Below are 25,180 nucleotides of genomic sequence, written 5' to 3'. Positions count from 1 at the left end.
TGTGGGTCTGATGGTATACCGTAATACATCGATTGCAAGCGCTTTTTTGGTGAAACGATAAACGTGGTTCATCCGTCGGAAAGTCAGCATTTACAGGGCTTTGCTCTAGCCGTGAACGCTGGCTATCAGGGAGGATGCCGGATCAGATGCCGTCGCAAAAAGCGGATCAGTCTTGTGAAAAGTTTGGAATACCATAATATGGTCTGCATCTGAGGGGCGGCCAAGAAGCACCCCCGGTTTGGCTTCATACAACGATAAGAACAGACCCAATCGAGTTCATTTTTATGTCCCAGATGTCCCGGCAAGATCCGTTGATCGAGAATCACACGGTCGACTACGTCCCACTCGCAGAACGCTACGGGAAGGCCCGCGACCTTTTCACCCTTTGGTTCAGCACCAACATTGCGCCACTGCCCATTGTCACCGGCGCCATGGTGGTTCAGGTGTTTCATCTCGACCTGTTCTGGGGGCTGCTGGCGATTGCGCTGGGGCACATGATCGGCGGCGTGGTGATCGCCCTGGCGTCGGCGCAAGGCCCGCGCATGGGCATTCCGCAGATGGTCCAGAGTCGGGGCCAGTTCGGGCGTTACGGTGCGCTGTTGATCGTGTTCTTCGCGGCGATCATCTATATCGGCTTCTTTATTTCCAACATTGTGCTGGCCGGCAAGTCCATCGTCGGCATTGCGCCGTCGGTACCGGCGCCGATGAGCATCCTGATCGGCGCCCTCAGTGCCACCGCCATCGGCGTGATCGGCTACAACTTCATCCACACGCTCAACCGCATCGGCACCTGGGTGATGGGCAGTGCGCTGCTGGCCGGTTTCATCTACATCTTTGCCCATGAGTTACCGGCGGACTTCTTCACCCGAGGCAGCTTCAATCTGTCCGGTTGGCTGGCGACGGTGTCGCTGGGGATCATCTGGCAGATCAGTTTCTCGCCCTATGTCTCCGACTATTCCCGTTACCTGCCGGCGGACATCGGGATCGGCAAACCCTTTATCGCGACTTATCTGGGCGCCACCCTGGGCACGATTCTGTCGTTCACCTTCGGCGCAGTGGCGGTTTTGGCGACGCCGGAAGGCACCGAAGCGATGGCGGCGGTCAAGCAGTCCACCGGTTGGCTGGGGCCGATTCTGATGGTGCTGTTCCTGCTCAACATCATCAGCCACAACGCGCTGAATCTGTATGGCGCGGTGCTGTCGATCATCACCTCGATTCAGACCTTCGCCAGCCAGTGGACGCCAAGCATCAAGGTGCGGGTGATCTTGTCGAGCGTGGTGCTGGCGGGCTGCTGTGTGGTGGCGCTGGGGGCATCGGCGGATTTCATTTCCGAGTTCATCGGGCTGATTCTGGCGCTGCTGCTGGTGTTGGTGCCGTGGGCGTCGATCAACCTGATCGACTTCTATCTGATCAAGCGCGGAAGTTACGACATCGCCTCGATCTTCCGCGCCGACGGCGGCATTTATGGGCGCTTCAACCTGCACGCGATCATTGCCTACTTCATCGGCATCATCGTGCAGCTGCCGTTCGCCAATACATCGTTGTATGTCGGGCCGTACGCCAATCTGGTGGAAGGCGCGGACCTGTCGTGGCTGGTCGGCCTGATCGTCACCTGCCCGCTGTATTACTGCCTGGCGACCCGTGGCCAGACCCAGCAGAGCAGGGCGGCGCGGTTGGGTTTTACTGATTGATCTTCTGCAGTCTTCTCAAACAATGCCCGGCACTTTGTCGGGCATTGTTGTTTCCGCATCCCGGCGGTCACGCAAATTGGCCATTTCGATCCCCTTTTGGCCAATGGGCTACTGTGCTGCGTCTACGCTGTCAGGAAGAATCGAAGCCACAACAAAATGCTGCACCTTCCTTGCCCTTGGCTGATCTGACAGCCGCTGCCGTGTACAGAACATAAAAACCATCGACTCACGCTGCATTCGGGGAAACACAATATGGTCACGATGAAACGCATTCTGGGCGCCACTGTTTGCGGGCTGACGCTGCTGGCCGGCGCCGTGCAGGCCGAACAGCGCGAACTGCGGGTGTACAACTGGGCGGATTACATTCTGCCGTCGGTGCCCAAGGACTTCGCCGCCAAAAGCAACATCAAAGTGACCTGGGACACCTTCGACACCAACGAATCCCTCGAAGCCAAGCTGCTGACCGGCAACTCCGGCTACGACCTGGTGGTGCCGTCGAACCAGTTCCTCGAGACCCAGATCAAGGCCGGCGTGTTCCAGAAACTCGACAAGTCCAAGCTGCCGAACTGGAGTCACCAGGATCCGGCGTTGCTCAAGTTGCTCGACGCCAACGACCCCGGTAACCAGTACGGCGTGCCCTACATGGTCGGTACGGTGCTGATCGGTTTTAACCCGGCCAAGGTCAAGGCTGCGCTCGGCGAGAATGCACCGGTGGACAGTTGGGATCTGGTGTTCAAGCCGGAGAACATGGAGAAGCTGAAATCCTGTGGCGTGGCGATGCTCGATTCCCCATCGGAAATTCTGCCGTTGGCCTTGCATTATCTGGGCCTCGATCCGAACAGCCAGAACCCGGCCGACTATGAGAAAGCCAAGGACCTGATGCTCAAGGTTCGCCCTTACGTCACTTACTTCAACTCGGCCAAGTACATGACCGACATCGCCAACGGCGACATCTGCGTGGCCATCGGTTATTCCGGCAGCTTCTACCAGTTCGGCAACCGCGCCAAAGAAGCGAAAAACGGCGTGGTGGTCGACTGGCGCTTGCCGAAGGAAGGTGCACCGATCTGGTTCGACACCTTCGCCATTCCGAAGAGCGCGAAGAACGTTGAAGAAGCCCACGAGTTCCTCAACACCTTGCTCGATCCGAAGGTCATCGCCTCGATCAGTGATTTTCTTGGCTACCCGAACGCCAACAAGGATTCGCTGCCGCTGATCAACAAGGAAATCACTGGCAACCCCAACCTGACGCCGACCAGCGAAGCGCTGAAGAAACTGTACGTGGTGCAGCCGTTGCCTCAGAAGCTGGAGCGGGTGCGGACCCGGGTGTGGACCAGCATCAAATCCGATAAATAGGTTAAAAGCCGAGGGAGCGAATTCGCTCCCTCGGCCATTATTTCGCCTGACTTTCCTCGGGCGACTTGTCCTTCGTCAGGATCAGACTCAGCAACACCGATGTCAGAATCACCCCGCCGACAATCGCCAGCGACCACTCCACCGGCATGTGAAACCACGGCATAACCGTCATCTTCCCACCGATAAACACGAGCACCAGCGCCAGTCCGTATTTGAGTAGATGAAAGCGGTCGGCCATGTCTGCCAAAAGAAAGTACAGCGCCCGCAAGCCCATGATCGCGAAGATATTCGAGGTAAAAATGATGAACGGGTCGGTGGTCACCGCGAAGATCGCCGGGATGCTGTCGACCGCGAACATCAGGTCACTGGCCTCGATCAGCACCAGCACCAGAAACATCGGCGTGGCCCAGCGCACGCCGTTTTGCAACACGAAAAAGCGCTCGCCGTGGAAGCTATTGGTGATGCGTAAATGTCCACGGGCCCAACGCACGATCGGGTTTTTTTCAAGATCTGGCTGCTGATCGGCGAACATCAACATCTTGATCCCGGTAATGATCAGGAACACACCGAACACGTACAGCAGCCACGTAAACTGCGACACCAGCCACACCCCGGCAAAAATCATCGCCGCGCGCATCACGATCGCTCCCAGTACGCCGTACAGCAACACCCTGCGCTGCAACTCCGGCGGCACGGCGAAGTAGCTGAAGATCATCACGAACACGAACATGTTGTCGATCGACAGCGACTGTTCGATCAAATAGCCGGTGAGGAATTCCAGGGTCTTGACCTTGGCGATGTCGGGACCGAATTCGCCGTTCAGATACCACCAGAGCAACCCGGCGAAGGCCATCGCCAGCATGCACCAGGCGATCACCCAGGATGAGGCTTCCCGCACAGAGACCCGATGCGCCTTGCGCCCACCGAAGACGAACAGGTCGACGGCCAGCATAGCGAGGACAAAAACGATGAAGGCGACCCACATCCAGGGTTCGCCGATGTTGATGGGGTGCATGCAGTTCTCCCTGTCGTTATGTTTTTCGGGGTAGACGCGGCCATCCTAGTAGGAGCCTTCCGACAAAGAAAAATCGTTTATTTCGTGGGTATTGTTCGTTAAAAACGAAATGTCGGACGACAGGGCAGGCGCGGGTAATACTTCGTTCAACGCTTCTTTGCTAACCTCGCTGTCGAGCCAGTTCACCACTTCGGGAGTCACGATCATCGACACGCCAGATCCTCAAGCCGTCTGCAGCCCGATCACCAGCGCTGCCATATTCATCGTGGCCACTCTCAACGCCGAGGCCGAGGCCGCTGAAAAAGTCCGTGGCTGGTGCGCCGATATCGCGGGCCTGACGCGCTCGGTCGGCAAGCGCGTTCCATCGGGAAATCTGTCCTGCGTGTGCGGATTTTCTTCCAGCGCATGGGATCGACTGTTCAGCAGTCCACGCCCCGCGTTCCTGCATGATTTTCGCGAGTTCGGTGTAGAAGGACGGCGGGCTGTTTCCACGCCTGGCGACTTGCTGCTGCACATTCGAGCCGATCAGATGGACCTGTGTTTCGAACTGGCGACGCAGTTGATGTCGGCGCTGGACGGCGCCGTGACGGTGACCGACGAGGTGCAGGGTTTCCGCTATTTCGACATGCGCAGCATCATCGGTTTCGTCGACGGCACGGAAAATCCGGTCGGCCGCAAAGCCGAGCATTTCACCTTGGTCGGCGATGAAGATCAGCCGTTCAGTGGCGGCAGTTACGTGCTGGTGCAGAAGTATCTGCACAACATGAAGGCCTGGAACGAATTGTCGGTTGAGGCGCAGGAGAGGGTGATCGGGCGTACCAAACTGTCCGATATCGAACTGGACGACTCAGTCAAACCGAGCAATTCCCACAGTGCGTTGACGACCATCACCAAGGATGGCGAAGAGGTGAAGATCCTGCGCGACAACATGCCGTTCGGCCGGCCAGGGGCAGGCGAATTCGGCACTTACTTCATCGGGTACGCGCGCTCCCCGGAGCCGCTGGAGCAGATGCTGGAAAACATGTTCGTTGGCAAGCCGCCCGGCAATTACGACCGTTTGCTGGACTTCAGCACGGCCGTCACGGGCAGTCTGTTCTTCGTGCCTTCGGCGGATTTGCTGGAAGAGCTGGCAGAGCGATAAAAAACGGCGGGATCAATTGATCCCGCCGTTTTGCATTTACTTGCCTGTCGCCAGTGCTGGCGTACGTGGCGGTATCCGTCGTTTCGAACCGGTCGCCTCGAACGCCGCAGCAAGGCGCAGCAACGTCGAATCATCATAGGCGCGACCAGCGAAGGTCAGGCCGACCGGCATGCCGATGTCTGCCATCACGCCCATCGGTACCGTGACGGTCGGTACGCCGAGGTGGCGGATCGCGAGGTTGCCGTTGGCGACCCAGATGCCGTTGCTCCAGGCGATGTCCGCCGAAGCCGGGTTGACGTCGGCGTCAGCCGGGGCAACGTCGGCGTTGGTCGGGAACAGCACGGCGTCGAGGCCCAAGCGATCCATCCAGTCTTCGAGGTCGAGCTTGCGGGTCTTTTCCAGGCCGCGCAGGCCGTCCGGCAGGGTCGGGATCTGATCCCACGGCGTGATGCCACGCTCGGCCATGCGCACGTATTCGTCCATGCCGGCGGCGAGGTCGCCTTCGCGGTTGGGCAGTGTGCCGGGGTCGTGCGGGAAGATTTTCGGGCCGTCGACGTCCGCCAGTCGATTGAGTTTCGGATCACCGTTGGCGCGCAGGAAATCATCGAACGCCCAGGCCGACAGGTCCCACAGTTCGTGGTGCATGAACTCTTTCGAAACGATGCCGCGATTGAACACGGTCGGTGCGCCCGGACGATCGCCTTCGCAGTTGGAGACCAGTGGAAAATCCACTTCGATCACTTCGGCACCGGCGGCCTCAAGGGCCTGACGGGCCTGTTTCCACAGATCGATTACCGAGGCGCGGGTGTTGATGCGCTGCCCGGTCGGGCCGCCGATGCCCGGTGCTTCGCTGGTGCCGGCCTCGGGGTCGGCGTTGATGTACATGCGCGGTACGCCCAGACGTTTGCCGGCCAGTGCATCACTTTTCACCGCGAGTTCGAGATAGGAAGCAGGGCGAACCGAGGCGACGCTCGGGATCGGCACCCAGGGTTGCAGGCGCCACAGATCGCCTCGGGTGTCGGTGTCTTCGGCGACCACCACATCGAGCACTTCCAGCAGGTCAGCCATGGTGCGGGCGTATGGCACCACCACGTCCATGGTCGGCGTCAGCGGCCAGTTGCCGCGTACCGAAATCACCCCGCGCGATGGCGTGTAGGCGCACAGGCCATTGTTGGATGCCGGGCCGCGACCGCTCGACCAGGTTTCTTCCGCCAGACCGAATGCCGAGAAGCTTGCAGCGGTGGCGGTACCGGCACCGTTCGACGAGCCGGAAGCGAAGGGAGCCGTCAGGTAGTCGGCGTTGTAAGGGCTTTCGGCACGGCCATAGACCCCGCGCTGCATCCCGCCATTGGCCATCGGCGGCATGTTGGTCTTGCCCAGGCAGATCGCGCCGCCCGCACGCAGGCGTTCGATGGTGAACGCGTCGCGCTGGGCCACCAGATCGGCGAAGGCCGGGCTGCCGGACGCGGCGGTCAGGCCTTTGACCAGATAACTGTCCTTGGCGGTATAAGGGATGCCGTCCAGCGGACCGAGGGTTTCCCCCTTGGCACGACGGTCGTCCGAGGCCTGCGCTTCTTTCAGTGCGTCAGGGTTACGCACGATTACTGCGTTCAGGGCAGTGGCGGTATCCGGGCCGTCAAAGGCGTCGATGCGCGCCAGGTAGGCCTGCACCAGTTCAACCGCTGTGGTCTGGCCGGATTCGAGCGCGGCGCGCAATTGGGCAATGGAAACTTCAGTGACTTCGATCATGCTGTTACCGCCGACAGGTTCGCTAAAGGGTGGTTGATCATTGTTATCGTCGAAAGATGTCAAAGATTCTTGATGGGCGAAACTCTACCCTGAAATTTGCCCAATGGCATGCACAAAGTCGATAAATATCTGTTAATTTCATCGGAAAAACTCACCCGGCGTTTCACCGAACTGTTGGCGAAACGCCGCAATAAACGCTGACGTCGAGTCGTAACCGCAGGCCAAAGCCACGTCGGTGACGCGTTCGCCACGTTCCAGCGGCGTCAGCGCCCTCAACAGACGCAGGCGCTGACGCCAGGTGCGGAAGGTCAAACCGGTGTCGCGCAGGAACAGCCGAGTCAGAGTTTTCTCGGTTACGCCGAATTTTTCGCTCCAGTGCGCCAGGGTGGTCTGCTGTTCCGGATGTTGCTCCAGACTTTGATAAATCTGGCGCAAGCGACTGTCCTGCGGCAATGGCAGCATCAGATCGATAGGCGGGGCATCGGCCAGTTGATCGAGGATCACCTGGGCCAAACGCCCGTGCGGGCCGCTCTGGTCATACTCGACAGGTATCTGACTGAAGGCCCGAATCAGCTCCCGCAAAAGATCACTGACGCCGAGTACATGACAACGCTCGGGCGCCCAGTTGGCGACACTGCAATCAATGTAAAGGCTGCGCATTTCCGTGTGCGGCGAACTGAATACTCGATGCGGCACGCCCGCCGGAATCCACACCGCCCGTTCCGGTGGTGCGACGAAACGACCGACGGCGGTTTGCACTTCGAGCACGCCCTGGATCGCGTAGGACAACTGCACCCACGGATGACTGTGACGGCGGGTCAGCGCGCGATTGGGCAGTGATTCAGTGCGCCCGTACAGCGGACGCGGCAGGCTGGGTAACCCGGGAATGCTGCGTCTGACGCTCTTGTCGTGTCCTTTTGGCGGCATCTGTGGGTTCTTCGGCGTTAGTCGGTAATTTCCAGTCACGTTAGAGTCGCTTCCACGTACTGGCAACCCCCGGATGAACAAACCATGACGCGCCCACGCTTTTTGCCCGACAACTTCACCCTGACCCTGATCGGCGTGGTGCTGCTGGCCAGCTTCCTGCCCGCCAGCGGCCAGGTCGCGACCGGTTTCGGCTGGCTGACCAACATTGCGATTGCGCTGCTGTTTTTCCTGCACGGCGCCAAGCTGTCGCGGGAATCGATCATCGCCGGCGCCGGCCACTGGCGCCTGCATTTGCTGGTGTTCGGTCTGACTTTTGTCCTGTTCCCGCTACTGGGTCTGGCGCTCAAGCCGCTGTTGTCACCGCTGATCGGTGATCAGCTGTACATGGGCATGCTTTACCTGTGTGCGCTGCCGGCCACGGTGCAGTCGGCGATTGCCTTCACTTCGCTGGCGCGGGGTAATATTCCGGCGGCGATCTGCAGTGCGGCGGCGTCCAGTCTGTTCGGGATTTTCCTCACGCCGCTGCTGGTGACGCTGCTGCTCAACGTCCACGGCGACGGCGGCTCGACCCTCGACGCGATCGTGAAAATCAGCGTGCAATTGCTGCTGCCGTTCATCGCCGGTCAGATCGCTCGGCGCTGGATCGGCGCCTGGGTCGGTCGCAACAAGAACTGGCTGAAATTCGTCGATCAGGGCTCGATTCTGCTGGTGGTCTACGGCGCGTTCAGCGAGGCGGTGAACGAGGGTATCTGGCACCAGATTCCGGTGATCGACCTGCTGGGGCTGGTAGTGGTCTGTTGCATTCTGCTGGCGCTGGTGCTGTTGGCGTCCACGCTGCTGGGCAGGGCATTTGGTTTCAGTCAGGAAGACCGCATCACCATCCTGTTCTGCGGCTCGAAGAAAAGCCTGGCCACCGGTGTGCCGATGGCGCAGGTGTTGTTTGCCGGGAGTGCGATCGGTGTGCTGATTCTGCCGCTGATGCTGTTCCATCAGATTCAATTGATGGTTTGTGCGGTGCTGGCGCAGCGCTATGCGAAGCGACAGGAGACTGTTCAGGCGTTGATGGCGCAAGTGGATCCGTAAGGCAGACATGTGTGGTGCTCGTGACGAGCGCCGCCGGCTTTCGAGTTATTTCAGGATAATCAACAAGTTGTGTTTGTCAGAGAAATGAAAACTCGAAATATGCTTTGAAATATATTGAAAAAACTCCCGCAGGGCGGTTGTAACGCTATCGCTGCGTGTTTAGGATCCAATCTCAAATCAATACAAGCCTGGACAAGAAGTTCAGCTGCGCAGGGATTTATGGACAGCGAAATTCCCTCTTCTTCATTTTCATGAACGGTCGCTGAATAGCCGATAGTTCATCTTCCAGAAAACCAAGATCATCTTGACGCCACACGGCGACTCAAGCGGTTGACTGTGTTTCCAGGATTGGAAACGGAATTGTGGCAGGGACTCTACACATGAAGAAAATAAACCGGATCGTCATTGTCGGTTTTGGCAGTATTGCCCAGGCTTTGATGCCGTTGTTGGTTACGCGATACGACGCTGAAATCATTATTTTCGATAAAACAGTCGATGAAGTCAGGCAGTCGATTGCCGATGAGTATTCGGCATGTCTGATCAGAAAATTGATAACGCCGCGAAACTTCAAGGAGGTGATCGGGCATCACCTGAATGAAGACACGTTTCTGCTGAATCTGGCAGTGTCGGTTTCGAGTGAGGCGCTGATTGCGCTGGCTCAGAGCTTCCAGTCCCTGTATCTCGACACGTGCATAGAACCTTGGGAGTACAGCGCCGAGCAGGATTCGAATCTGACGAGCAATTTCTCGTTGCGCGAAAGTCTGAAGTACTTCTCCAGCGATCGACCGCGTGAAAGCGCTACCGCGATCGTGGCGCATGGGGCCAATCCCGGTTTCATTTCTGTGCTTTTAAAAAAGGCACTGACGCATATGGCCGCCCTGAACGGCATCACTTTTGACGGCACCCGGCAACAGGACTGGGCAGGATTGTCCCGGCAACTGGGCATCCGGGTCATACAGATATCGGAACGTGATACTCAATTCGCCAATGTCGAACGATCATCGGGTCACTTCCTGTGCACCTGGTCTGTGGACGGCTTGATAACCGAATGTCTGCAACCTGCTGAAATGGGTTGGGGCAGTCATGAAACTCAAGTGCCTGAGGGCGCGACGTTGAACGGTTATGCGCTGGCCCTGAAAGAGCAGGGGCGTGAAATCAGGGTCAAGAGCTGGTCGCCGAACTGTCTGGACTTTACCGGCTATTTGCTGACTCACAACGAATCGTTGTCCATCGCCGAGTACCTGACTCTGGGTGATGCCTACCGGCCTACCGTCTATTACGCCTATCACCCTTGTGATCAGGCCGTGGAGTCGATGAGTCTGTTGACTGGCGGAAATGAAGAGCGTGTTCTTTCCAAGGAGGTGCTGAAAGAAAACATCCTCTCCGGCATCGACGAATTGGGCGTTTTTCTGATCAGCGATAAATACCCGTCAATGTGGATGGGGTCGAACCTCTCTATCGGCAAAGCGAGGAACATGGCCCGGCACAACAGCGCCACCAGCCTGCAAGTCGTGTCGAGCATCGTTGCAGGAATGGCATGGGCGCAGGCTCACCCGCAAGCGGGTGTACTGGAAAGTGAGGCGCTGGACTGGAAATTTGTTTACGACATCGCCGAGACGTATTGGCAGCCGATCGTTTGTCAGCAGATCGACTGGCGTCCGACAAATGCGTCAGATTCCCTCTCGTTCAATCACTTCCTGGTGTAATTCCACTGTCAAAATCAAGGATGAATGTATGTCGATGTCCATCGGATCGGTAACGCGTACCACTCCAGAAGCTTCAGCCGTTCTGTCTGGCTTCAGGTTCCCGCCGGTAGAACTGGAAGATTCGCAATGGCAGGAATGGAAAGAGATCTTCTTTGACTCGGTGATCACTGAATACGATGCCCGACGTCTGTACTGGTATCTGGAAGCGAACTATCCGCAGGTCTTCGCGAGTCTGCAGGATGTGCTCAATCCCTGGCTAAAGGATGAAATCGATCATGCTTATGGGTTTGCGCTTATCTACGCAGCCTATACCCGCATTCCTTTTGACGAAGTCTCGTTGAGTGTCGAACTTCGCAAGCCCGACTTCAGTATCATCGAGTCGATAGCTGCCGACCCGCTGAAACTCCTGGTGACACTGGCGTACGACGAGATCATCACGACGCATGTCTATCACCGAAGTATCGAAAGTTATGATCGTTTCGACTCTCAACAGTTATCCGCCTGGATACGCAAGACGAAGAAAGATGAAGTCACCCACTTCTTTTCGTTTGTAAAGAAAGCCAGAGAGCTGTTTCCCCATCGAATGGATGAGATTCCGGCGATTCTGGACGAGATATTCCAGATCGATTTCGAGAAGCCCAGTTACACGGGAACTTTTGTTCTGGATCACAATGCGCCGGACTTACCGATTGCCAAACACGAGATCAAGGACATGATCATTCCGGCAATCATCAAGAAGTTCAGTGAGTGACAGCGTCAGGCACAAGGAAGGTGGGACATGGAAGCGGCGTTTCTGAAAAAGCGTAATTGGAGTTCCAGGGCGATCTTTGAAGACATCAGTTCCAGCGGGTGGGTCAATCCGGGCATCGATGCGTCGTTCCGGGAGTTTTTCATGGCCGACCTCGTTTCCGAATACGACTCCATAAATCTTTACAACTTTCTCTATCCGAAACGCAGGGAGTTTTCGCCATATTTCGTGCAGTACCTGGATTTCTGGTACGCGGATGAACGCAACCATGCGGACGGCTTCTTTGAACTGAACCGGCTGGTTTTCGGTACGGGGGAAGCTGAACTGGTCAATGCACTGAAACACCGGGTCGGCGACTTTTCAGGTCTGGAAGACATCTTGTCGAGTGAGTTCAATCTGTTGCTGCTGTTTGCCTATGACGAATATGTCTCGGTCAAGACCTACAAGAAGGACACCTTTTATCAGGATTTCGGTCATTCAGGCTTCAACAGCTGGATCAAGAACCTGATCGCCGATGAAGCGATTCATTTCGGCAATGCGGTGAAGATCCTCAAGACCTTCCATGCCGACAGGCTTAATCAGGCCGAGGACGTGTTGAACGCGATCGCGGGTTTCGAGGGGGAGGCTTACAAAAGCACGTTTCTGTTCGATCACGACGGGCCGCACTTTTTGCTTGAAAGCGATGAGGTTGGTGGTGCCGTGATTGATGAAATTCTCTCCATACTGCAAAAGAGGTCACTGTGAAGAAGGAATATTACATCGTCGTGGCTCTCGTGCTGATGGTCTTTGGCGAGATCCTGACGATCTACAGTGAGGTTTACGCCTCGAAACTTCCGGGTCGGGTCATGGAAACACCGTCCATGTTCTTAAAGCCCATGTTCTTGATCTGCATCGCCGGCATCAGCCTGATTTTGGCGTATTGGCTGGGCTACCAGGGGACAGGCAATATCTGGGTCGTGACGGTCGCTTCCCTGACGTTGCTGCTGGTGCTGGAACCGATCGTCATCTACGCCATGCTTCGCGAATTGCCAGAGCGGGGAGCGTTGATCGGTTTCCTGCTTGGCGCAGCAGGACTGATTTCAACCGTGGCACTTTAAGCAAAAGGAGATTGTTTATGTCGACGCAAGACGCTATCAAGACCTGCACGGTATGTGGATATGAGTACGATCCGGCGGTGGGCGATCCGCAGAACGGGATCGCGGCGGGTACCCCCTGGGAGGACGTGCATGACGATTGGCTGTGCCCCGATTGTCAGATGCCCAAGGAGGATTTCGAATAACGGCTGTCAGCCCGCCCCACTGTACTTCACCGCCGCTGCGGCTCGTGACGGTACGTTCAAGGTACGCAGCAAAGACGACACATGAATCCGCACCGTGAACGGCGAAATGTCCAGTTCACGGGCGATTTCCTTGTTGGTCTTGCCCTGGGCGATCAGCCTTAATACCTCTTGCTGACGCGGGGTGAGGGCGGTGCCGGTGTCCAGCGGCAGCAGGCCGGACGGGGCGAATTTCACCAGAACCTCACCTTCACGAATCGCCCGGATTGCCTGACCGATCTCGTCCGGGGCGATGTTCTTGCCGATAAAACCATCGATACCGGCGGCCATGACTTCGCCGATCAGCACTTCGTCATCGACCATCGACACCACGATCAGCGTGGTTCTCGGCAGGCGCCGACGCAGTTCCGCGAGCTGGCTGACACAGGTCAGTCCGGGAAAACGCAGGTCGAGGATCAAGGTGTCGGGCTCATCGCCGGCCGGCAGCAGGGCGAGCACGGTGTCGAGGTCGCCGGCTTCTTCGATCAGGGCGTCGGGCAGCAGACGCTGGACGGTGCGCAGCAGCGCTTCGCGAAACAACGGATGATCGTCGGCTATGATGATTCGGCACGCCATGGCAAAACCCTCCCTGGGTCAGCATTTCTCACGGCATGCACCTTAGCACCGGGCGAAGGCATTGCCTGTTGATTCGTGCTGTTTATGACGCCTGCCGCACAAGGACGTTCCGCCATGAAGTTCGAAAAGAACACCGAGCTCGACCAGGCCAATCTGCGCATCATCATCGCCAGCATCGCGCTGGTTTACATGGCCGTGCTCGGTTTCTTGCCGGGCCAGCGCTTCGATACTTACCTGCCGGTGGTCACCTACATTGCCCTGTTTTTGCTGGCCTCCGTTGTGCTGCGCCAGGCCATCGTGCGCTGGCCGGGGCATTATCCGGCGCGGCGGATTTTCGGCATGCTCCACGATTACACCGGCACCAGTTTCGGGCTGGTGGTCGGCGGCGAGGCGGCGCTGCCCATCTACGCCGTCATGGTCTGGGTCAATCTCGGCAACGGCATGCGTTACGGCTCGCGCTACCTGGCGATCGCCACGGTGCTGGCATTGCTCGCGCTGTTGGCGGTCTATCGATTGACGCCGTACTGGCAAGCGCAACCGTTCATGGTGTTGATGCTGATGATCACCAGCACGGTGATTCCGGTGTATGCGCACCTGCTGCTGGAGCGCACGCGCAAGGCATCGGAAGAGGCGGTGGCTGCCAATCTGGAAAAATCGCGTTTCCTGGCCCAGGCCAGTCATGACCTGCGTCAGCCGATCCACTCCATCGGGTTGTTTACCGCGTGTCTGCGTGAGTCGCGGCTGGGCGAAGAGGAGCGGCGGCTGGTGGACAGCATCGACCGTTCGCTGCTCAACGTGTCGCAGCTGTTTCGCTCGATTCTCGATCTCTACACCCTCGATAACGGGCGGATTCTGCCCCGCCTGCAGACGCTTGAACTGGGCGAATGGCTGGCGGATCTGATCCGCCAGAACGCCGAAGCCGCACGTTGGGCGGGTGTGGAGTTACGCTTGCGGCGCTGTGAACATTGGGTGCGTACCGATCCGGCGTTGCTCGCGACCATGGTCCAGAATGTGCTCTCCAACTGCTTCAAATACGGTGCACACCGGCCGGTGCTGATCGGTGTGCGCAAGCGCGGCGCGGGACTGGCCATCTCGATCTATGACCGCGGCAACGGGATCGCCGAAGAGCATTTGCCCAAGGTGTTCGAAGAGTTTTATCGGGTTCGCCAGCTGCGTGACAAAGACGTTGAAGGCGTGGGCCTGGGGCTGTCGATTGTCCGGCGTCTGGGGCAGTTGATCGGTGTCGATGTCGCGATCCGCTCACGGCTGGGGCATGGCACGGCGGTGACCTTGCATGGGCTGCCGCTGGCGCCGCCGCAGATGCCGGTCAATCGAGAGGAGCCTCGGCAAATCGGGTTGCTGACGGGGTTGAAGGTGTGTCTGGTGGAGGATGATCGCAACGTTCTGCTGGCGACTTCAGCGTTGCTCGAGCGTTGGGGCTGCGTCGTGCAGGCCGAGCTGAGCGGGCAGGGTCTGGTCACGGACTGCGACATCATCGTTGCCGACTATGACCTCGGCTCCCACAGCACCGGCATCGAGTGCATTGATGAGGTTCGTCGTCAGCGGGGTTATGCAGTACCGGCCATGATCATCACCGGGCATGACATCGAAAAAATCCAGGCGGCCCTGCATGATCGGCAGATCGCCATTCTGTCCAAGCCGGTACGCCCGGCCGAGCTGCGCGCGACTTTGCGTGCGCTGCGCGACCGGCAGACCGAAGCTGTCAGCGCTTACACAGATAGTCCTGCGTGATGGTGGTTTGCAGGCAGTTGTACTGGCCCATGGTGCGGCAGATGTTTTTCTCCGAGCCTGATACTTCGGCGCTCTTGTAGCCCCAGACCTTGCAACGGCCTTCAGCTGCGGCCAACCCTTGAGCGGCGGAGGTTTGCCCGCTTTCGAACTGGCCCAGTTCATAGGAAACCTGGACAACGCCATCGGTCTTGCTGCCGCCGGTGGCTTCCCATTGTTTGGGGGTGGCGCAGCCAGTGAGCGCTACGGCCGCGAGGGTGAGGGTGGCGATGAGTGTTTTCATGATCAAGCGGAATCCTTTACCGGGTGAGAGGAGGCACTAAGACGGTTTTTCTGCGCCGGATTACTGGTACGGAATCGGCGACGCACCTTTGGGCAGGCAGGACAGCGGAGGCGTCATGATGCCCATGCTGGCCACCGCGATGATCGCGCCACTGGGCAACTCGCAGTTGTATTCGCCGGCGGCGGTGTAGGCGGTGTAGTAGGTCAGCGTGCTGTCATTGCGGATGTTGCCGATCCTGGTGACCGGTTGGCCGATGACGGTCTGGGCGCGTTCGCGCATGCTGTCTTCGGTGGGTTTGGCGGTCTGGCAACCGCTGGCGCCGAGAAGCAGGGTAGCGAGGACTGTGATCCTGGCGAGGCTGGCGTGTAGTTTCATGGTGTTTCTTCCTTGGTGTTGTTGTTTTTCCAGGCACAACGATCCCGCGCACTGCGCAGCGGCAATGTTGGGGAGTGTCGGGGGTTGCGAGGGAATATAACGCCAGGGAACGGGGTGGTCGATTAGCACAAATGTGCTAGTGCGGCGCAACCAGCGGGAGGCTGGTTGCGCCGATAGCGGTTATTGAGGGCTGTTGAACTGGTCGGAATAGCTGCCGCTCATGAGGGCGGAAGCCACCTGGTCCGAACCGACGCCTGCGCGGGAGTAGGCGAGTCGGCTGGCACCGACCTTGTCTGCGCCATCGGCGGCGAGCGCGCCTGCACCGACGTGATCCGCGCCGTCAGAAGCAACGGCACCTGCGCCGACGTGATCCGCGCCGTCAGAAGCAACGGCACCTGCGCCGACGTGGTCCGCGCCGTCAGAGGCAACGGCACCTGCGCCGACGTGGTCCGCGCCGTCAGAGGCAACGGCACCTGCACCGACATGATCCGCGCCATCAGAAGCAACGGCACCCGCGCCGACATGATCCGCGCCGTCAGAAGCAACGGCACCCGCGCCGACATGATCCGCGCCGTCAGAAGCAACGGCACCTGCGCCAACGTGATCCGCGCCGTCAGAAGCAACGGCACCCGCGCCGACATGATCCGCGCCGTCAGAAGCAACGGCGCCCGCGCCGACGTGATCCGCGCCGTCAGAAGCAACGGCGCCAGCGCCAACATGATCCGATCCATCGGAAGCCACCGCTCGCGCACCCACATGATCCGCCCCATCCGACGCCAATGCCTGCGCCTTCGCAGCCCAGACATTGGGCACTGCCACCGTTGCCGCAACTGCCAGGACGAGGCCCGGCCAAAGCGTGTGCTTCATGATTTTCTCCACGCCCCATCAGCCACACAGCAACCGAGCTTTATCCGTCATTCGATCTTTGATCATTGACGGAAGGCTCGTCGGCCCGGGGTCAACCAGATTGGTGAGTGGCACAGGGCACCGCAGGGTGCACGGGTGTCGATGGTTTACAGGAAATCTGGACAGCCAGCTGAAAAGTATAGTTCGCCCTTGGCGGGAGGCAGGCTTACGGGCCGTGAAAGCGATAGTCGGTTAACTTCCTTGCAGGGCAGCGCTAGAAAACAATCAGTCTAAAAACCGCGTAGCGCAATGCAGCGTGTTTGCTAGGCTCAAGCATGTAGGCGAAGACGCAGACTGATGCGCAAGCGGATAGCGAGGAAGCGTTGGGCGCGTTCCGAAGGGTACACGGTTAGAAAGAACCCCGCGCTGGGTTCCAGCCCTTATGCCGTGTGAAGCAGCAGAGCATATTGCCTGTACTGTGGGAGTCCTGAGAAACCTCGTAAGCCAGAGACCAGCACTGGCCGCCTACTCGAACACCAAAGCCCGCTTCGTGCGGGCTTTGACGTTTCTGCGGGTTAGATGCTGGCCAGCGCCTGCGCCAGATCCGCACGCAGGTCCTCGATATCCTCGACGCCCACCGACAGACGCACCAGGCTGTCACCGATGCCAAGCTTGGCACGGGTTTCGGCCGGAATGGTCGCGTGAGTCATGATCGCCGGGTGCTCAATCAGGCTTTCCACGCCGCCAAGGCTTTCGGCCAACGCAAAGATCTGCACGTTCTCCAGGAAGCGCCGGGCGCCCGCCAGATCACTGTTCAGATCCAGGGAAATCATTCCGCCGAAACCACGCATCTGACGCTTGGCCAGTTCATGCTGCGGGTGAGATTCCAGGCCCGGGTAGTAGACGCGTTTGACCTGCGGCTGTTGCTCCAGCCAGCGCGCCAGTTCGAGAGCGTTGCTGCAATGACGCTCCATACGCAGTGCCAGGGTCTTCACGCCGCGCAGAGTCAGGAACGCGTCGAACGGGCCGGAGATGGCGCCAACGGCGTTCTGCAGGAAGCCCAGGCGTTCGGCCAGCGCAGGATTGTCACCGACCACCGCGATTCCGCCGATCACATCGGAGTGACCGTTCAGGTATTTGGTGGTCGAGTGCAGCACGATGTCGAAACCCAGTTCCAGCGGACGCTGGATCCATGGACTGGCGAAGGTGTTGTCGGCCACGCAGATGATCCCGCGCGCCTTGCAGATGCGCGCGATGGCGGCGAGGTCGGACAGGCTCAGCAGCGGGTTGGTCGGGGTCTCGACCATGACCATGCGCGTGTCGTCCTGCAGCGAGGCTTCGAACGCCGACAGATCGGCCAGATCGACGTAGCTGAAACGATGCCCCGCACTGCGCTGGCGCACCTTGTCGAACAGGCGGAACGTGCCGCCATACAGGTCATTGCCGGAGACGATGTGCGAGCCGGCGTCGATCAGTTCGAGCACGGTGGAAATCGTCGCCAGCCCGGAAGCGAAGGCAAACGCCTGGGTGCCACCCTCCAGATCCGCCACGCAACGCTCCAGAGCAAAACGCGTCGGGTTATGCGAGCGGCCGTAGTCGAAACCCTTGTGCACGCCGGGGCTGTCTTGCAGATAGGTGGAGTTGGCGTAGATCGGCGGCATCAGCGCGCCGGTGGTCGGGTCCGGCGTTTGCCCGGCGTGGATCACGCGGGTGGCGAAGCCTTGTTGACGGGCGTTCTTGTCGTGCTGGCTCATGCCAGGGATCTCCGTAATTGATTGAGCATGTCGACGCGAGTGATCAGGCCGTGGAAGCCTGAAGCGTCGGCGATGATGGCCACCAGGCCGCTGCTGAGCACGGTTTCCAGTTCAGCCAGCGTGGCGCCGGGGGCGAGGGTTTGCAACTTGTCCGTCATCGCGCTGGAAACGGGTTTGCTGAAGAGCGAGGCGTTTTCGTGCACGCGCACCAGAATGTCCGATTCATCGATCACGCCGACCAGTAGCTTGCCATCTACCAACACCGGCAGTTGCGAAACGTCTGCCAGGCGCATGCGCTGGAACGCGGTCATCAGCGTATCGTCCGGTCCGACGCTGACGACCTTGCCGTCTTCGAAGCGACGGGCAATCAGGTCGCGCAGGTCGCCGTAGCGTTTGCGCTGCAACAGGCCCTGATCGGTCATCCACTGGTCGTTGTAGACCTTCGACAGGTAGCGGGTGCCGGTGTCGCAAACGAAGCTGACCACGCGTTTCGGCTCGGTCTGCTCGCGGCAGTAACGCAGCGCGGCGGCGAGCAGGGTGCCGGTGGACGAGCCGCCGAGAATGCCTTCGGCTTTCAACAGCTGGCGCGCGTGATCGAAGCTTTCTTCGTCGCTGATCGAGTAGGCGCTGCGCACGCTCGACAGATCGGTGATCGACGGAATGAAGTCCTCGCCGATGCCTTCCACCGCCCAGGATCCGGCGGTGCCCAAGTGCTTGGTGCGGCTGTATTCGGCCATTACCGAACCGACCGGGTCGGCCAGGACCATTTCCAGATCAGGTTGAACGCGTTTGAAGAAGCGGGTCAGGCCGGTCAGCGTGCCGGCCGAACCGACACCGACCACGACGGCGTCCAGGTCATGCTCGGTCTGGGCCCAGATTTCCGGCCCGGTGCTGCACTCGTGGGCCAGCGGGTTGGCGGGGTTGTTGAACTGGTCGGCGAAGAAGGCGCCGGGAATGTCTTTGGCCAGACGCGCGGCGACATCCTGGTAATACTCGGGATGGCCTTTGCCGACATCGGAGCGGGTGATGTGCACTTCGGCGCCCATGGCCTTGAGGTGCAGGACTTTTTCGGTGGACATTTTGTCCGGCACCACCAGCACGACGCGGTAGCCTTTGGCGCGTCCGACCAGGGCCAGGCCCAGACCGGTGTTACCGGCGGTGGCCTCGACAATCGTGCCGCCGGGTTGCAGGCGACCGTCGCGTTCAGCGGCGTCGATCATGGCCAGGCCGATGCGGTCCTTGATCGAGCCGCCGGGGTTCTGTGATTCGAGTTTGAGAAACAGGGTGCAGGGACCGGTATCGAAGCGGGTGACTTTTACCAGCGGCGTATTGCCGATCAGCCCAAGTACGGCAGGGCGTGAATCCTTTGACATCTCTTCACCTCTTTGTGGTGTTGATCGCGTTCCATTCGCGGGGAAAAAGCTCGCGTGCAACATAGGCCCAGACCTGAGCTGTCGCAACCTTTAAACGGCCGTAAATGCTGCCATTTCGATCTAACGATAGAACGAAATCAGCGAGGGGAAGGAAGTGACTTGCAGGGTTTATACGCAGGCGTCATCGAGTATTGAAAGGGCGTCTTCAGCGTTCAACAAACGCAGAGACAAGCGCAACAGGCCGGTGACCACCGCGCGCGACCGGACACCAACATTTGCAATCCCGGTCGATACACGATTAATATACGATTCATATACAATTCGTATCGGATATTGCCATGGGCATCGTAAAGATTTCAGAGGACATGCACGAGAATCTGCGCATCTCCAGCAACGCACTCAGCCGTTCGATCAACGCGCAGGCTGAACACTGGATGCGCATCGGCATGCTCGCCGAGCTGTATCCCGACCTGGATCACCATGCCATTTGCCGGTTGCTGATTCGCGCCGAACAGTCGGGCGGTCTGGATCTGCAGCAAGTCTGCGCATTGGCCGATGCCGCGCAGAACGCCTCGGTCAAAGAGGCGGCCAAGGTATGAGAAACCCGATCAAGATCAACACCCAGGCCGAAATCGCCCAATCCCGAGTGGCTGCGCAGTTGGCTGCTGACGTACTGGCGATGCTGGTGCCGCACGTCAAGGCTGGCGTCACCACCGATCAGCTCGACCAGTTGTGCAACGACTACATCGTCAATGTGCAGAAGGCGATTCCGGCCAACGTCGGTTATCACGGCTTTCCGAAAACCGTCTGCGCGTCAGTCAACGAAGTGGTCTGCCACGGCATTCCGTCGAAGCGCGTGTTGAAGGACGGCGACATCGTCAACCTCGACATCGCGGTGATCAAGGACGGTTGGTTTGGCGACACCAGCCGCATGTACGTGGTCGGTGAGCCGACGCCCGAGGCGCGGCATCTGATCAAGACCACTTACGACGCCATGTGCGCGGGCATCCGCGTCGTGCGGCCGGGCGCCACGTTGGGTGACATCGGTCATGCGATCCAGACGCTGGCGGAGAAAGAAGGGTTCAGCGTGGTGCGCGAATATTGCGGGCACGGGATCGGCAAGGTTTATCACGATGAACCGCAGGTGCTGCATTACGGTTACCCGGAGCAGGGGCTGAAATTGAAGGCGGGGATGATTTTCACCATCGAGCCGATGCTCAATGCCGGCAAGCGGCATGTGAAGAGCCTGGCGGATGGCTGGACAGTGGTGACGAAGGATCAGTCGTTGTCGGCGCAGTGGGAGCACATGGTGGCGGTGACGGAAGACGGGTTTGAGGTGTTGACAGCCTGGCCCGATCAGATCGAAGGGTATCCGCCAATTAACTGACTGGTGCAAGACTTGTGGGAGCGAGCTTGCTCGCGAAGGCGTCAGCATATTCAGTATTGATGTTAAATGTGCCGGCCTATTCGCGGGCAAGTCGAATCGTCGCACCGCCGCTCCCACAGGATTGCGTTGTTTTCTGAAGACCTTAGTGCGATCCGGCGGCCTTGTTCAGATCGCTTTCGGCCCACTCGGTGTAGACACATGCATCCGCCGTCGCCCAGCGAACCCGCACCGGATCGCCAGCCTTCAACGGCATCCCGGCTGCCGATAGCGCCTTGACCGTCATGGAAGTGCCACCCGATGTGACCACGCTGCAAGTCTGACTTTCACCCAGAAACAACACCTCGACCACCTTCGCCGAAACCTCATTCCAACCCGCCGCCAGCGGCTCGTCATTCGCCTGCTGCACACTCAACGCCAACGCCTTTTCCGGGCGCACCATCAGCAAAACATCCTGCCCGGTCTGCAATCCGGCCGTCAGGCGAATCGAAAGCGACTGCCCCTCGAAACTCGCCGCCGCATTACCCTGCGCCTTGAGCTTGAGAAAGTTCGAGTTGCCCAGAAACGACGCCACAAACGCATTCGGCGGGTTCTGATAAAGGTCATAACCGCTGCCGAGCCCGACAATCTTGCCGTGACTGAAAATTGCGATGCGCTGGGACAGGCGCATGGCTTCTTCCTGGTCATGGGTCACGTAAACGATGGTGATGCCGAGGCGACGGTGCAACTGACGCAGTTCATCCTGCAAGTCTTCACGCAGCTTCTTGTCCAGCGCACCGAGCGGTTCGTCCATCAACAGAATACGTGGCTCGTAAACCAGCGCCCGTGCAATGGCGACCCGCTGCTGCTGGCCGCCGGACAGTTGCGAAGGGCGGCGATGGGCGAATTGTTCCAGTTGTACCAGTTTCAACATCGCATCGACGCGCTTGTCACGCTCGGCAGCCGCGAGTTTGCGGATCGTGAGAGGAAACGCGATGTTGTCGCGTACCGACAGATGCGGGAACAGCGAATAGCGCTGGAACACCATGCCGATGTCGCGCTTGTGCGGCGGCACGTTCACCAGCGACTGGCCGTTGACCAGGATCTCGCCGCTGCTCGGGGTTTCGAAGCCGGCGAGCATCGACAGCGTGGTGCTTTTGCCCGAGCCGCTGGAGCCGAGGAAGGTCAGGAACTCGCCGTCCTTGATGTCCAGCGAGATGTTGTCCACGGCCGCAAAATCGCCGTAGTGCTTGTTCAGGTTGCGCAGGCTGACCAGGGGTTTGTCGTTCTGCTGGGATGCGTCTTTGATCACGGCACTCATGTCGTACTCCTGGCGCTCAGGCGCTGATTTCGTTGCGCCGGCGCAAAGCGGCGGCGATCACCATGACCAATACCGACAGGCCGATCAGCAGCGTCGAGGCGACGGCGATCACGGGCGTCAGGTCCTGGCGCAGGGTGGTCCACATTTTCACGGGAAGGGTTTGCAGGGTCGGGCTGGCCATCATCACGCTGAGCACCACCTCGTCCCACGAAACCAGGAAGGCAAAGAGGGCGCCGGCGACCATGCCCGGTCGAATCGCCGGGAATGTCACCTTGAACACCGCTTGCAGGCGTGACGCGCCGCAGATTACCGCCGCGTCTTCAATCGACTGATCGAACAGCTTCAGCGAGTTGATGATCGAGATGATGGTGAACGGCAGCGCGACGATCACATGGCTGACGACGAAGGCGAACATCGTCCCGGTGTAACCGAGTTTGAGGAACAGCGCGTACACCGCCACCGCGATGATCACCAGCGGCACGATCATCGGCAGGGTGAACAGACCGTAGAGCATTTCCCGGCCGGGGAAGCGTCCACGGACCAGCGCAAAGGCAGTCGGCAAACCGAGGGCGACGGCGCAGATCGTGGTCAGCACGGCGACCTTGAGGCTGGCCAGCGCTGCGCTCATCCAGTCGGCATTGGAGAAGAACTGCACGTACCATTTCAGCGTCCAGCCCGGCGGCGGGAACACCAGCCACTGCGACGAACCGAACGACAGCAGGACGATGAACACGATCGGCAACAGCAGGAACAGGCCGATCAGCCCGGTGGTGAAATACAGGCCGAAGCGCATCCGGCGACTCATGGCATTGGGCGTCAGGAGCATGTCGGTTTACCTCGCGTGACTGGCGCCAACCGGGGATTCCGGCTGCAGCTTCAGGTAGACGTAAAACAGCACCAGCGTGATGACGATCAGCAATGCGGCGCCGGCGCTGGCCAGGCCCCAGTTGAGGAACGACTGCACCTGCTGAATGATGAACTCCGGCAGCATCATGTTCTGCGCCCCGCCCAGCAGTGCCGGGGTGACGTAGTAACCGAGCGACATCACGAACACCATCAACCCGCCGGACGCCAGACCCGGCCGGCACAGCGGCAGGAACACCCGGAAGAAGTTGGTCCAGGGGCTCGCGCCGCAGATCGAGCCGGCCTGCAGGATCATCGGGTCGATGGCCTGCATGGTCGCCTGCAACGGCAGCACGATGAACGGGATCATGATGTAGCTCATGCCGATCACCACGCCGGTCAGGTTGTGCACCATTTCCAGCGGCTGATCGATGATGCCCAGCGCCATCAGCGCCTTGTTGATGACGCCCGAGGCCTGCAACAACACCAGCCAGGAATAGGTGCGGGCGAGGAGGCTGGTCCACATCGACAGCAGCACGATGTTGAGAATCCAGCGGCCCCAGCCGCGCGGCACCAGAGTGATTGCCCAGGCCAGCGGGAATCCAAGTAGCAGGCTGAACACCGTCACCAGTCCTGCCACCGAGAAGGTGTTGAACAGCACCCGTGCGTACGCCGAGTTGGCGAACAGTTGTTCGTAGTTGCCAAGGCCCGGCACCGGTTCCAGCACGCCGCGCAGCAACAAGCCAATCAGCGGGGCGAGAAAGAACAGACCGAGGAACAACAGCGCCGGCGCGAGGTTGCCGGCGCCGCGCCAGCGTTGCTTGAGGGACGGGGCTTGCGCCATGGCACTCGCCTTTTTGCCTTCAGCCTGGCCGGCAGCGCTCGTGGCGCTCCCGGTGGCAGTGGAGGGACGGGACGCGGTGGCCGCCATTTTCATTTGACCAGCCATTCGTTCCACCGTGTCGCGATGGCCGGACCGTTCTTGGCCCAGTACGCGAAATCAAGAGTGATCTGATCCTTAGCGTAGGCAGTCGGCAGGTTCGGGGCCAGCGTCGAGTCCAGACGCTGCACGCTGTCGACGTTGACCGGGGCGTAGGCGGTCAGGTTGGAGAAGTCCGCCTGGCCTTTGGCACTGCTGGCGCTGGCCAGGAACTTCATCGCCGCGTCCTTGTTTTTCGAACCCTTTGGCACGACCAGAATGTCGGCCATGACCAGGTTCTGTTTCCAGCTCACGCCGACCGGTGCGCCGTCTTCTTGCAGAGCGTGAATCCGGCCGTTCCAGAACTGGCCCATGCTCGCTTCACCGGAAGCCAGCAGTTGCTGCGACTGCGCGCCGCCGCCCCACCAGACGATGTCTTTCTTGATGGTGTCGAGTTTCTTGAAGGCGCGATCCAGGTCCAGCGGGTAGAGCTTGTCGGCCGGCACGCCGTCGGCGAGCAGAGCCAGTTCAAGCACGCCGGGGCTCGGCCATTTGTACAGGGCGCGTTTGCCGGGGAAAGTCTTGGTGTCGAACAGCGCGCTCCAGTCCTGCGGCTTGTTGGCGCCGAGTTTGCCCTCGTTATAGCCGAGGACGAAGGAGAAGAAGAACGAGCCGACGCCGTAGTCGCTGACGAAACGCGGGTCGATCTTGTCGCGCTGGATCTGTTTGAAATCGAGGGGTTCGAGCAGGCCTTCGGACGCAGCACGCAGGGCAAAATCGGCTTCGACGTCGACCACATCCCATTGCACGTTGCCGCTTTCGACCATGGCCTTGAGTTTGCCGTAGTCGGTCGGGCCGTCCTGCACGACGGTGATGCCGCTGGCCTTGCTGAACGGATCGGCCCAGGCCTGTTTCTGCGCATCCTGGGTGCTACCGCCCCAGCTGACAAAGTTCACACTCTCGGCGGCCATCGCGGCCTGGCCGGTCACGCTCAGCAGTCCCGCAAGAAAGATCGCGGTTGCAGCTTTGTTCAACACCATTTTTACGCCC

Annotated in this window: 25 protein-coding genes; 13 read left to right on the top strand and 12 right to left on the bottom strand. The window is 59.5% G+C overall.

Translation table 11 applies throughout. The features are described from left to right. Positions 1-284: 284 nt before the first annotated feature. Together AC1MDC_RS02055 and AC1MDC_RS02050 are read left to right on the top strand one after the other, a co-directional pair. Complete coding sequence (locus AC1MDC_RS02055) at positions 285-1,691, top strand: purine-cytosine permease family protein (RefSeq protein ID WP_480392404.1); 1,407 nt, start codon at positions 285-287, stop codon at positions 1,689-1,691. Positions 1,692-1,943: 252 nt separating this feature from the next. Then, positions 1,944-3,044 (top strand): polyamine ABC transporter substrate-binding protein, encoded by a 1,101-nt coding sequence (locus AC1MDC_RS02050; protein ID WP_085703592.1) that lies wholly within the window; start codon positions 1,944-1,946, stop codon positions 3,042-3,044. A 37-nt stretch (positions 3,045-3,081) separates the two neighbouring features. On the opposite strand, the gene AC1MDC_RS02045 is transcribed toward AC1MDC_RS02050, so the two are convergent. Continuing rightward, positions 3,082-4,059: a TerC family protein gene (locus tag AC1MDC_RS02045; protein ID WP_085698293.1), complete on the bottom strand. Its 978-nt coding sequence runs from the start codon at positions 4,057-4,059 to the stop codon at positions 3,082-3,084. 109 nt (positions 4,060-4,168) lie between these two features. Here AC1MDC_RS02045 and AC1MDC_RS02040 point away from each other — a divergent pair, with 109 nt between their 5' ends. Continuing rightward, a complete protein-coding gene (locus AC1MDC_RS02040) occupies positions 4,169-5,200 on the top strand; it encodes a Dyp-type peroxidase (RefSeq protein WP_480392403.1) in 1,032 nt (343 codons plus the stop codon). Positions 5,201-5,236: 36 nt separating this feature from the next. On the opposite strand, the gene AC1MDC_RS02035 is transcribed toward AC1MDC_RS02040, so the two are convergent. Next, complete coding sequence (locus tag AC1MDC_RS02035) at positions 5,237-6,949, bottom strand: amidase (protein ID WP_480392402.1); 1,713 nt, start codon at positions 6,947-6,949, stop codon at positions 5,237-5,239. Positions 6,950-7,087: 138 nt separating this feature from the next. After that, complete coding sequence (locus AC1MDC_RS02030) at positions 7,088-7,876, bottom strand: AraC family transcriptional regulator (RefSeq protein WP_085698295.1); 789 nt, start codon at positions 7,874-7,876, stop codon at positions 7,088-7,090. An 84-nt stretch (positions 7,877-7,960) separates the two neighbouring features. Here AC1MDC_RS02030 and AC1MDC_RS02025 point away from each other — a divergent pair, with 84 nt between their 5' ends. From AC1MDC_RS02025 to AC1MDC_RS02000, 6 genes are all read left to right on the top strand, one after another. Next, entirely contained in the window at positions 7,961-8,959 is a 999-nt protein-coding gene (locus tag AC1MDC_RS02025) for a bile acid:sodium symporter family protein (protein ID WP_480392401.1), read from the top strand. 380 nt (positions 8,960-9,339) lie between these two features. Beyond that, positions 9,340-10,665, top strand: coding sequence for a saccharopine dehydrogenase C-terminal domain-containing protein (locus tag AC1MDC_RS02020; RefSeq protein WP_480392400.1), 1,326 nt, complete (start codon positions 9,340-9,342; stop codon positions 10,663-10,665). A 28-nt stretch (positions 10,666-10,693) separates the two neighbouring features. Further along, positions 10,694-11,416: a hypothetical protein gene (locus AC1MDC_RS02015; protein WP_480392399.1), complete on the top strand. Its 723-nt coding sequence runs from the start codon at positions 10,694-10,696 to the stop codon at positions 11,414-11,416. Positions 11,417-11,443: 27 nt separating this feature from the next. After that, entirely contained in the window at positions 11,444-12,157 is a 714-nt protein-coding gene (locus AC1MDC_RS02010; RefSeq protein WP_480392398.1) for a hypothetical protein, read from the top strand. A 14-nt stretch (positions 12,158-12,171) separates the two neighbouring features. Further along, positions 12,172-12,510 carry a hypothetical protein gene (locus AC1MDC_RS02005; RefSeq protein WP_085703661.1) on the top strand — a complete coding sequence of 113 codons (339 nt, stop codon included), beginning with the start codon at positions 12,172-12,174 and terminating at the stop codon, positions 12,508-12,510. A 17-nt stretch (positions 12,511-12,527) separates the two neighbouring features. Continuing rightward, positions 12,528-12,692 carry a rubredoxin gene (locus AC1MDC_RS02000; protein WP_065259824.1) on the top strand — a complete coding sequence of 55 codons (165 nt, stop codon included), beginning with the start codon at positions 12,528-12,530 and terminating at the stop codon, positions 12,690-12,692. Positions 12,693-12,698: 6 nt separating this feature from the next. Here the strand turns inward: AC1MDC_RS02000 and AC1MDC_RS01995 are convergent, their stop codons facing one another. Further along, positions 12,699-13,304: a LuxR C-terminal-related transcriptional regulator gene (locus tag AC1MDC_RS01995; RefSeq protein WP_480392397.1), complete on the bottom strand. Its 606-nt coding sequence runs from the start codon at positions 13,302-13,304 to the stop codon at positions 12,699-12,701. A 114-nt stretch (positions 13,305-13,418) separates the two neighbouring features. Between AC1MDC_RS01995 and AC1MDC_RS01990 the strand changes: the two genes are divergently transcribed. Next, positions 13,419-15,056 carry an ATP-binding response regulator gene (locus AC1MDC_RS01990; RefSeq protein WP_480392396.1) on the top strand — a complete coding sequence of 546 codons (1,638 nt, stop codon included), beginning with the start codon at positions 13,419-13,421 and terminating at the stop codon, positions 15,054-15,056. On the opposite strand, the gene yecR is transcribed toward AC1MDC_RS01990, so the two are convergent. Both yecR and AC1MDC_RS01980 read right to left on the bottom strand, forming a co-directional pair. Beyond that, entirely contained in the window at positions 15,028-15,336 is a 309-nt protein-coding gene (yecR, locus tag AC1MDC_RS01985; protein WP_234205536.1) for a YecR family lipoprotein, read from the bottom strand. The genes AC1MDC_RS01990 and yecR overlap by 29 nt on opposite strands. Before the next feature lie 60 nt (positions 15,337-15,396). Then, positions 15,397-15,711 carry a hypothetical protein gene (locus tag AC1MDC_RS01980; protein ID WP_234205534.1) on the bottom strand — a complete coding sequence of 105 codons (315 nt, stop codon included), beginning with the start codon at positions 15,709-15,711 and terminating at the stop codon, positions 15,397-15,399. A 327-nt stretch (positions 15,712-16,038) separates the two neighbouring features. Here AC1MDC_RS01980 and AC1MDC_RS01975 point away from each other — a divergent pair, with 327 nt between their 5' ends. After that, a complete protein-coding gene (locus AC1MDC_RS01975) occupies positions 16,039-16,647 on the top strand; it encodes a hypothetical protein (protein ID WP_480392395.1) in 609 nt (202 codons plus the stop codon). Between the two features lie 485 nt (positions 16,648-17,132). On the opposite strand, the gene AC1MDC_RS01970 is transcribed toward AC1MDC_RS01975, so the two are convergent. Further along, a complete protein-coding gene (locus tag AC1MDC_RS01970) occupies positions 17,133-18,311 on the bottom strand; it encodes a cystathionine gamma-synthase (protein ID WP_011334626.1) in 1,179 nt (392 codons plus the stop codon). After that, positions 18,308-19,684 (bottom strand): pyridoxal-phosphate dependent enzyme, encoded by a 1,377-nt coding sequence (locus AC1MDC_RS01965; protein ID WP_480392394.1) that lies wholly within the window; start codon positions 19,682-19,684, stop codon positions 18,308-18,310. The genes AC1MDC_RS01970 and AC1MDC_RS01965 overlap by 4 nt, the downstream gene beginning before the upstream one ends. Before the next feature lie 338 nt (positions 19,685-20,022). Here AC1MDC_RS01965 and AC1MDC_RS01960 point away from each other — a divergent pair, with 338 nt between their 5' ends. Together AC1MDC_RS01960 and map are read left to right on the top strand one after the other, a co-directional pair. Beyond that, on the top strand, positions 20,023-20,283 hold the full coding sequence (locus tag AC1MDC_RS01960; protein ID WP_085698303.1) for a ParD-like family protein: 261 nt from the start codon (positions 20,023-20,025) through the stop codon (positions 20,281-20,283). Next, positions 20,280-21,071 (top strand): type I methionyl aminopeptidase, encoded by a 792-nt coding sequence (gene map, locus AC1MDC_RS01955; protein WP_227232817.1) that lies wholly within the window; start codon positions 20,280-20,282, stop codon positions 21,069-21,071. Before AC1MDC_RS01960 ends, map begins: the two co-directional genes overlap by 4 nt. Positions 21,072-21,213: 142 nt before the next feature. Here the strand turns inward: map and AC1MDC_RS01950 are convergent, their stop codons facing one another. The 4 genes from AC1MDC_RS01950 to AC1MDC_RS01935 are packed head-to-tail and all read right to left on the bottom strand — an operon-like array spanning position 21,214 to position 25,170. Beyond that, positions 21,214-22,368 (bottom strand): ABC transporter ATP-binding protein, encoded by a 1,155-nt coding sequence (locus AC1MDC_RS01950; protein ID WP_480392393.1) that lies wholly within the window; start codon positions 22,366-22,368, stop codon positions 21,214-21,216. Between the two features lie 16 nt (positions 22,369-22,384). Beyond that, entirely contained in the window at positions 22,385-23,194 is an 810-nt protein-coding gene (locus AC1MDC_RS01945) for an ABC transporter permease (protein WP_007957396.1), read from the bottom strand. A gap of 6 nt (positions 23,195-23,200) precedes the next feature. Continuing rightward, positions 23,201-24,148 (bottom strand): ABC transporter permease, encoded by a 948-nt coding sequence (locus AC1MDC_RS01940; RefSeq protein WP_227235608.1) that lies wholly within the window; start codon positions 24,146-24,148, stop codon positions 23,201-23,203. Continuing rightward, positions 24,145-25,170, bottom strand: a complete 1,026-nt coding sequence (locus tag AC1MDC_RS01935) for an ABC transporter substrate-binding protein (protein WP_085703580.1) — start codon at positions 25,168-25,170, stop codon at positions 24,145-24,147. The genes AC1MDC_RS01940 and AC1MDC_RS01935 overlap by 4 nt, the downstream gene beginning before the upstream one ends. Positions 25,171-25,180: the final 10 nt, after the last annotated feature.

The sequence above is a fragment of the Pseudomonas sp. 1 genome (assembly GCF_056626735.1).
Note: the sequence above shows the minus strand (reverse complement) of the source record. Positions and strands in the feature narration are given on the sequence as shown.

What these genes read in the sequence shown, in the direction of transcription:
- AC1MDC_RS02055 (WP_480392404.1), top strand. Translation starts at nt 285, where the DNA reads ATGTCCCAGATGTCCCGGCAAGATCCGTTGATCGAGAATCACACGGTC.
- AC1MDC_RS02050 (WP_085703592.1), top strand. Translation starts at nt 1,944, where the DNA reads ATGGTCACGATGAAACGCATTCTGGGCGCCACTGTTTGCGGGCTGACG.
- AC1MDC_RS02045 (WP_085698293.1), bottom strand. Translation starts at nt 4,059, where the DNA reads ATGCACCCCATCAACATCGGCGAACCCTGGATGTGGGTCGCCTTCATC.
- AC1MDC_RS02040 (WP_480392403.1), top strand. Translation starts at nt 4,169, where the DNA reads ATGTCGGACGACAGGGCAGGCGCGGGTAATACTTCGTTCAACGCTTCT.
- AC1MDC_RS02035 (WP_480392402.1), bottom strand. Translation starts at nt 6,949, where the DNA reads ATGATCGAAGTCACTGAAGTTTCCATTGCCCAATTGCGCGCCGCGCTC.
- AC1MDC_RS02030 (WP_085698295.1), bottom strand. Translation starts at nt 7,876, where the DNA reads ATGCCGCCAAAAGGACACGACAAGAGCGTCAGACGCAGCATTCCCGGG.
- AC1MDC_RS02025 (WP_480392401.1), top strand. Translation starts at nt 7,961, where the DNA reads ATGACGCGCCCACGCTTTTTGCCCGACAACTTCACCCTGACCCTGATC.
- AC1MDC_RS02020 (WP_480392400.1), top strand. Translation starts at nt 9,340, where the DNA reads ATGAAGAAAATAAACCGGATCGTCATTGTCGGTTTTGGCAGTATTGCC.
- AC1MDC_RS02015 (WP_480392399.1), top strand. Translation starts at nt 10,694, where the DNA reads ATGTCGATGTCCATCGGATCGGTAACGCGTACCACTCCAGAAGCTTCA.
- AC1MDC_RS02010 (WP_480392398.1), top strand. Translation starts at nt 11,444, where the DNA reads ATGGAAGCGGCGTTTCTGAAAAAGCGTAATTGGAGTTCCAGGGCGATC.
- AC1MDC_RS02000 (WP_065259824.1), top strand. Translation starts at nt 12,528, where the DNA reads ATGTCGACGCAAGACGCTATCAAGACCTGCACGGTATGTGGATATGAG.
- AC1MDC_RS01995 (WP_480392397.1), bottom strand. Translation starts at nt 13,304, where the DNA reads ATGGCGTGCCGAATCATCATAGCCGACGATCATCCGTTGTTTCGCGAA.
- AC1MDC_RS01990 (WP_480392396.1), top strand. Translation starts at nt 13,419, where the DNA reads ATGAAGTTCGAAAAGAACACCGAGCTCGACCAGGCCAATCTGCGCATC.
- yecR (WP_234205536.1), bottom strand. Translation starts at nt 15,336, where the DNA reads ATGAAAACACTCATCGCCACCCTCACCCTCGCGGCCGTAGCGCTCACT.
- AC1MDC_RS01980 (WP_234205534.1), bottom strand. Translation starts at nt 15,711, where the DNA reads ATGAAACTACACGCCAGCCTCGCCAGGATCACAGTCCTCGCTACCCTG.
- AC1MDC_RS01970 (WP_011334626.1), bottom strand. Translation starts at nt 18,311, where the DNA reads ATGAGCCAGCACGACAAGAACGCCCGTCAACAAGGCTTCGCCACCCGC.
- AC1MDC_RS01965 (WP_480392394.1), bottom strand. Translation starts at nt 19,684, where the DNA reads ATGTCAAAGGATTCACGCCCTGCCGTACTTGGGCTGATCGGCAATACG.
- AC1MDC_RS01960 (WP_085698303.1), top strand. Translation starts at nt 20,023, where the DNA reads ATGGGCATCGTAAAGATTTCAGAGGACATGCACGAGAATCTGCGCATC.
- map (WP_227232817.1), top strand. Translation starts at nt 20,280, where the DNA reads ATGAGAAACCCGATCAAGATCAACACCCAGGCCGAAATCGCCCAATCC.
- AC1MDC_RS01950 (WP_480392393.1), bottom strand. Translation starts at nt 22,368, where the DNA reads ATGAGTGCCGTGATCAAAGACGCATCCCAGCAGAACGACAAACCCCTG.
- AC1MDC_RS01945 (WP_007957396.1), bottom strand. Translation starts at nt 23,194, where the DNA reads ATGCTCCTGACGCCCAATGCCATGAGTCGCCGGATGCGCTTCGGCCTG.
- AC1MDC_RS01940 (WP_227235608.1), bottom strand. Translation starts at nt 24,148, where the DNA reads ATGAAAATGGCGGCCACCGCGTCCCGTCCCTCCACTGCCACCGGGAGC.
- AC1MDC_RS01935 (WP_085703580.1), bottom strand. Translation starts at nt 25,170, where the DNA reads ATGGTGTTGAACAAAGCTGCAACCGCGATCTTTCTTGCGGGACTGCTG.